The sequence below is a fragment of the Pseudomonas sp. genome (assembly GCF_050739655.1).
In the GTDB taxonomy this organism is placed as follows: Bacteria; Pseudomonadota; Gammaproteobacteria; order Pseudomonadales; family Pseudomonadaceae; genus Aquipseudomonas.
Map to the genome: position 1 here is coordinate 1 of NZ_JBOIBY010000654.1, position 5,920 is coordinate 5,920.

Consider the following 5,920-nt stretch of genomic DNA (forward strand, 5'->3'; position numbering starts at 1 on the left):
CATTGATATTGAATGTGCCGGCCCCTTCGCGGGCAAGCCCGCTCCCACAGGGACTGATGACAGGTTCAAATCGAGGGCGTATCCACCTGCTCCAACATCCACTTCACAAAATCCCGCACCTTGGGCACTTCCGCCGAATGTTCCGGATACGCCAGGTAATACGCGTCGGTGCTGGGCATTGCATGCTGCCAGGGAATGACCAGCTTGCCGTCGGCCAGCTCCTCTTCCACCAGAAAGCGCGGCAACAGCGCCACGCCACAGCCGACCTGCGCGGCACGGATACACATATAAAAGGTTTCGAAGCGCGGGCCGTGGTAACTGTGCTCGGTGTGGTAGCCCTGGCTGTCGAACCAGTCATGCCAGGCCTGGGGGCGGGAGGCGTTTTGCAGCAGGACCAGATCGGCAAGTTGCGTCGGGTCGGTGAATGGCGTGTCCGGCAGGCTGCCGGGAGCGCACACAGGGACGAGTTCCTCGCTGAACAGCTTCAGGCATTCGGTGCCGGGGCGTGAGCCTTGGCCGAAGTAGAACGCCAGATCGCTGCGACCTTGCAGTAGATCGTCGGCTTCCTGTTCGTTGCACAGGTCCAGATGGATCGAGGGATGGCGCAGTCGCCAGCCTTTCAAGCGTGGTACCAGCCAGCGTGCGCCAAAGGTCGAGGGTGTTGATACGCGCAGGACCTCTGTCTCGCCGCCGTAGGAGCGCAGGTAGTGGGTCGACATCTCGACCTGCGTGAGGATTTTTCGCACCTCTACCAAGTACAAATCACCGGCTGGAGTCATTTGCAGGCGTCGGCGCACCCGGCGAAACAGCAAGTGCTGCAACAGCTCTTCCAATTGAGCAACCTGCTTGCTGACGGCGCTTTGCGTCAGGTTCAGCTCTTCGGCGGCCCGGGTGAAGCTCAGATGCCGGGTCACGGCTTCGAAACACTGCAGCGCAGCGATCGATGGCAAATAGCGTTTGTTCAGCATGGGCGGTCCTTTGTTCTTGTCTCTTTATTGCCAGCAATGCACAGCATGAATAAACGGAATGATATCTCTCTTAATGGTCGTTTGTTGAGTAACCTGCGTGGCGCTAAAACTACAGATCTGATCAGCCGTGATCTGGCGGCTGCACATGTTCTGTTTTTTGCTCGAGGAGTGACCCATGGTTGCCGCATTGCTTGATCGTCTTGGTGTGAACCCGGCCCTGTACCAGAACGGCAAAGTGCCGGTGCATTCACCTATCGACGGCAGTCGTATCGCCGCCGTGAACTGGGAAGGCGCTGCTGAAGTCGAGCAGCACATCAGTCGCGCAGATCATGCGTTCGAACTGTGGCGCAAGGTTCCGGCACCGCGCCGTGGTGAACTGGTACGGCAACTGGGCGATATTCTGCGTGAATACAAGGCCGATCTCGGCGAGCTCGTGTCGTGGGAGGCCGGCAAAATCACCCAGGAAGGCCTGGGTGAAGTTCAGGAAATGATCGACATCTGCGACTTCGCCGTCGGCCTGTCCCGCCAGCTGTACGGTTTGACCATCGCCTCCGAGCGTCCCGGCCACCACATGCGTGAAACCTGGCACCCGCTGGGTGTTGTCGGCGTGATCAGCGCCTTCAACTTCCCGGTGGCGGTTTGGGCCTGGAATGCCACGCTGGCACTGGTGTGCGGCAACCCGGTGATCTGGAAACCTTCGGAAAAAACCCCGCTGACCGCGCTGGCCTGTCAGGCACTGTTCGACCGCGTATTGAAGAACTTCAGCGATGCACCACCGCACTTGAGCCAAGTGATCATTGGCGGGCGTGACGCCGGCGAAGCCCTGGTCGATGACCCGCGTGTCGCGCTGGTCAGCGCCACCGGCAGCACTCGCATGGGCCGTGAAGTGGCGCCGAAAATCGCTGCCCGTTTTGCCCGCAGCATTCTCGAACTGGGTGGCAACAACGCGATGATCCTTGGCCCAAGCGCTGATCTGGACATGGCCGTTCGCGCCATCCTGTTCAGCGCCGTCGGCACCGCCGGCCAGCGTTGCACCACCTTGCGTCGCCTGATCGCTCATGAATCTGTGAAGGAAGAAATCGTCACCCGCCTCAAGGCCGCCTATTCCAAAGTACGTATCGGCCATCCTCTGGAAGGCAACCTGATCGGCCCGCTGATCGACAAGCAAAGCTTCGACAACATGCAGGACGCGTTGGAGCAGGCCCTGAGCGAAGGTGGTCGCGTGTTCGGTGGCCAGCGTCAACTGGAAGACAAATTCCCGAATGCCTATTACGTTGCGCCCGCCATCGTCGAAATGCCGGAGCAGAGCGATGTGGTCTGCCACGAAACCTTTGCACCGATTCTTTACGTGGTCGGTTACACCGATTTCAACGAAGCGCTGCGTTTGAACAACGCTGTACCGCAAGGCCTGTCCTCGTGCATCTTCACCACCGACGTGCGTGAAGCCGAGCAGTTCATGTCGGCAGTGGGCAGCGACTGCGGTATCGCCAACGTCAACATCGGCCCAAGCGGCGCGGAAATCGGCGGTGCGTTCGGTGGCGAGAAAGAAACCGGTGGCGGTCGTGAGTCCGGCTCCGATGCATGGCGCGCGTACATGCGTCGCCAGACCAACACCGTGAACTATTCGCTGGAGTTGCCGTTGGCCCAGGGCATTACGTTCGATTGAGTGTTTAATCGAACAATGATCCCCTTGTAGGAGCGAGCTTGCTCGCGAAGAACCTTCAGACAACGCGTTTAACCAGCAAGCAAGCGTTTTCGTTGACGTTTTTCGCGAGCAAGCTCGCTCCTACATTAGTTTGTTAGGTTTCTGTTGGAGTCTGGCAATGCCGTTACGCGAAGAGTGTCTGTGGGAAAAACTGACGCCGCAAAGGCCCGACAACGCGGCGCTTAAAGGTGAAGTGACAGTTGATGTTTGCGTCGTCGGCGCCGGTTTCACCGGGCTGTCGGCGGCGGTGCATTTGCTGGAGCAAGGCAAGACCGTTTGCGTGCTGGAGGCACATCGCGCGGGCCATGGTGGCTCGGGGCGCAACGTCGGGCTGGTCAACGCCGGCATGTGGATTCCTCCGGACGAGATCGAGGCTGGGTTCGGCGAGACGGTTGGCAGTCAGCTCAACCGCATGCTGGGGGCGGCGCCATCGCTGGTGTTCAGCCTTGTGGATAAATACAACATCGATTGCCAGTTACGCCGCGAAGGCACGCTGCACATGGCGCACAACGCCCGTGGCGAAGCCGATCTGCGCAGTCGTGAAGAACAATGGAAGCGCCGTGGTGCGCCGGTGGAACTGCTCACCGGTCAAGCCTGCGAACAGGCTACAGGCACCAAGAAAATTGCCGCCGCGTTGCTCGATCGGCGAGCCGGCACACTCAATCCAATGGGGTACGTCACAGGGCTGGCCAAAGCCGCTATCGGCCTGGGTGCTCAGGTGTTCGACCACTCCCCGGTAACCCGACTCGAACGTCAAGGCCAACGCTGGTCGGTGCAGACCGAGCAGGGTTCGGTGCTCGCAGAACAAGTGGTGATCGCCTCCAATGCCTACACCGAAGGCGACTGGACCGAGCTGAAGCGCAATTTCTTCCCCGGCTATTACTATCAAGTGGCCTCGGTGCCGCTGACCGAAGAGGCCGCGCAACAGATCCTTCCCGGTGGCCAGGGTTCCTGGGACACCCGCCAGGTGCTCAGCAGTATTCGTCGGGACAAAGACGGCCGTCTGTTGCTCGGCAGCCTGGGCAACGGCAATCAGAAACCCGCCTGGTTCCTCAAGGCCTGGGCCGATCGCGTTCAGCAGCATTACTTTCCCTACCTGAAACCGGTGGAGTGGGAATGCACCTGGACGGGGCGCATTGCCTTCACTCCCGATCACTTGATGCGCCTGTTCGAGCCGGCGCCCGGCATAGTGGCAGTTACCGGTTACAACGGTCGCGGCGTGACCACGGGAACGGTGGTCGGCAAGGCGTTCGCCGACTATTTGTGTAACGGAAATCCTCAAGCGCTACCGATTCCCTTCGCGCCCATGCAGCCATTGGCCGGGGCAGGGTTGCGCAGCTGTCTGTATGAGGCTGGTTTTTCGCTGTATCACGCGGGCCAGTGCCTGCGGATCGTTATCTGATTGTTGAAATGTGTAGTCTAAAGCGGCGCTTTTCGGCGTAGCGACTAGCCTGTAGTGGTGCGTGTTGTAGCAGTTGCGCACCAGCAGTGTGCAGTTCGGTGACGCACGTTGTTACAGGCTGGTTGCACGTCGTTTAAAGCCGCGGTTGCAATGATGGCGCACCAGGGTTGCGCCTAAGGAAAAATTTGGTTTTACCTTCCGCGGTTTAGACGGTTGCACGCCCAATGAAAATGGGACCGAAACAGTCGAAAAAACAATAATGCAGCGACTTTTTGAAGAATAAAAAACCGATGGCACGGCACTTGCTCTGAGCAGTCAGTGAAGTCGCAGTGCCAAATTAAAAAAACCATGGAGCACCACCTCATGTCCCAGACGTTTTACAAGAAAGGCTTTCTGGCCCTCGCAGTGGCAACTGCGTTGGGTGTTTCTGCGTTTGCTCAGGCTGACATCAAGATCGGCGTAGCGGGACCAATGACGGGCGCCAACGCGGCATTTGGCGAGCAATACATGAAGGGTGCACAGGCTGCAGCCGATGCGGTCAACGCAGCGGGCGGCGTAAACGGGGAAAAAATCGTACTGGTCAAGGGCGATGACGCCTGCGAACCGAAACAGGCTGTGACGGTCGCCAAAGACCTGACCAACCAGAAAGTCGCCGGCGTGGTCGGTCACTTCTGCTCCTCCTCGACCATCCCGGCCTCCGAGATCTACGACGAAGCGGGCATCATCGCCATCACTCCAGGCTCCACCAACCCACAGGTTACCGAGCGCGGCCTGAGCGCCATGTTCCGTATGTGCGGTCGTGACGACCAGCAAGGCATCGTGGCCGGCGACTACATCGTCGACGTGCTCAAGGGCAAGAAGGTTGTCGTGCTGCACGACAAGGACACCTATGGCCAAGGCCTGGCTGACGCCACCAAGGCACAACTGGTCAAGCGCGGCGTAACGCCAGTGCTGTACGAAGGCCTGACCCGTGGTGAGAAAGACTTCAGCGCCGTCGTGACCAAGATCCGTGCCGCTGGCGCCGACGTGGTCTACTTCGGTGGCCTGCACCCAGAGGCTGGTCCACTGGTTAAACAACTGCGTACCGAAGGCCTCAAAGACGTGAAGTTCATGTCCGACGACGGCATCGTGACCGACGAACTGGTGACTACCGCTGGCGGCCCGCAATACGTCGACGGCGTGTTGATGACCTTCGGCGCCGACCCACGCCTGCTGCCAGACAGCAAGACTGTGGTAGACGCCTTCCGCAAGGCCGGCACCGAGCCTGAAGGCTACACCCTGTATGCCTACGCTTCGGTCCAGACACTGGCTGCAGCATTCAATGGCGCCAAGTCCAACAAGGGCGAAGACGCTGCTGCATGGCTGAAGAAGAACCCGGTCAAGACCGTCATGGGCGAGAAGACCTGGGACAGCAAGGGCGACCTGAAAGTGTCCGACTACGTGGTTTACCAGTGGGACAAAGACGGCAAATACCACCAGCTGGAAAAACAGAAGTAAGGGCTGACGCGATCGGCTGATCCTTACGGTTCCCTTGTAGGAGCGAGCTTGCTCGCGAAGAACCTTCGGTTAACGCGTTTAACAGCAAGCTAGCGTTTTCGTTGACGTTTTTCGCGAGCAAGCTCGCTCCTACAGGGGGCGGTTGTGGGCCGGCTGAACGTGGCTGACATTGCTCCTGCGTAGATCTGTATTTTCCTAGAAGAACCGCACACCCGGGGTGTGCAGGTTCTCACTGCGTGAGATTGCGTTATGGATGGTATTTTCCTGCAGCAACTGGTCAACGGCCTGACCCTCGGGTCGGTCTATGGCCTGATCGCCATCGGCTACACAATGGTCTATGGCATCATC

The 5,920-nt window shown here is 59.1% G+C and carries 4 protein-coding genes and 1 pseudogene; 4 read left to right on the forward strand and 1 reads right to left on the reverse strand.

All coding sequences use genetic code 11. The annotated features are described in order from the left end of the window. Positions 1–65: 65 nt before the first annotated feature. A complete protein-coding gene (locus ACRESJ_RS31160; RefSeq protein ID WP_431761334.1) occupies positions 66–968 on the reverse strand; it encodes a LysR family transcriptional regulator in 903 nt (300 codons plus the stop codon). Positions 969–1,143: 175 nt separating this feature from the next. Between ACRESJ_RS31160 and amaB the strand changes: the two genes are divergently transcribed. The 4 genes and pseudogenes from amaB to ACRESJ_RS31180 form a co-directional block, all read left to right on the forward strand. Then, the gene (gene amaB, locus ACRESJ_RS31165; RefSeq protein WP_431761335.1) at positions 1,144–2,634 is read left to right on the forward strand and encodes an L-piperidine-6-carboxylate dehydrogenase; all 1,491 of its coding nucleotides are present in this window, start codon (positions 1,144–1,146) and stop codon (positions 2,632–2,634) included. 157 nt (positions 2,635–2,791) lie between these two features. Then, the gene (gene amaA / locus ACRESJ_RS31170) at positions 2,792–4,075 is read left to right on the forward strand and encodes an L-pipecolate oxidase (RefSeq protein WP_431761336.1); all 1,284 of its coding nucleotides are present in this window, start codon (positions 2,792–2,794) and stop codon (positions 4,073–4,075) included. Between the two features lie 363 nt (positions 4,076–4,438). Then, positions 4,439–5,572 carry an ABC transporter substrate-binding protein gene (locus tag ACRESJ_RS31175; protein WP_431761337.1) on the forward strand — a complete coding sequence of 378 codons (1,134 nt, stop codon included), beginning with the start codon at positions 4,439–4,441 and terminating at the stop codon, positions 5,570–5,572. 249 nt (positions 5,573–5,821) lie between these two features. Next, positions 5,822–5,920 (forward strand): annotated as a pseudogene (locus tag ACRESJ_RS31180) (branched-chain amino acid ABC transporter permease LivH); the annotation flags it as partial.

Excerpts from the sequence above, each read along its gene's own strand:
- ACRESJ_RS31160 (WP_431761334.1), bottom strand. The coding sequence starts at position 968 with ATGCTGAACAAACGCTATTTGCCATCGATCGCTGCGCTGCAGTGTTTC.
- amaB (WP_431761335.1), top strand. The coding sequence starts at position 1,144 with ATGGTTGCCGCATTGCTTGATCGTCTTGGTGTGAACCCGGCCCTGTAC.
- amaA (WP_431761336.1), top strand. The coding sequence starts at position 2,792 with ATGCCGTTACGCGAAGAGTGTCTGTGGGAAAAACTGACGCCGCAAAGG.
- ACRESJ_RS31175 (WP_431761337.1), top strand. The coding sequence starts at position 4,439 with ATGTCCCAGACGTTTTACAAGAAAGGCTTTCTGGCCCTCGCAGTGGCA.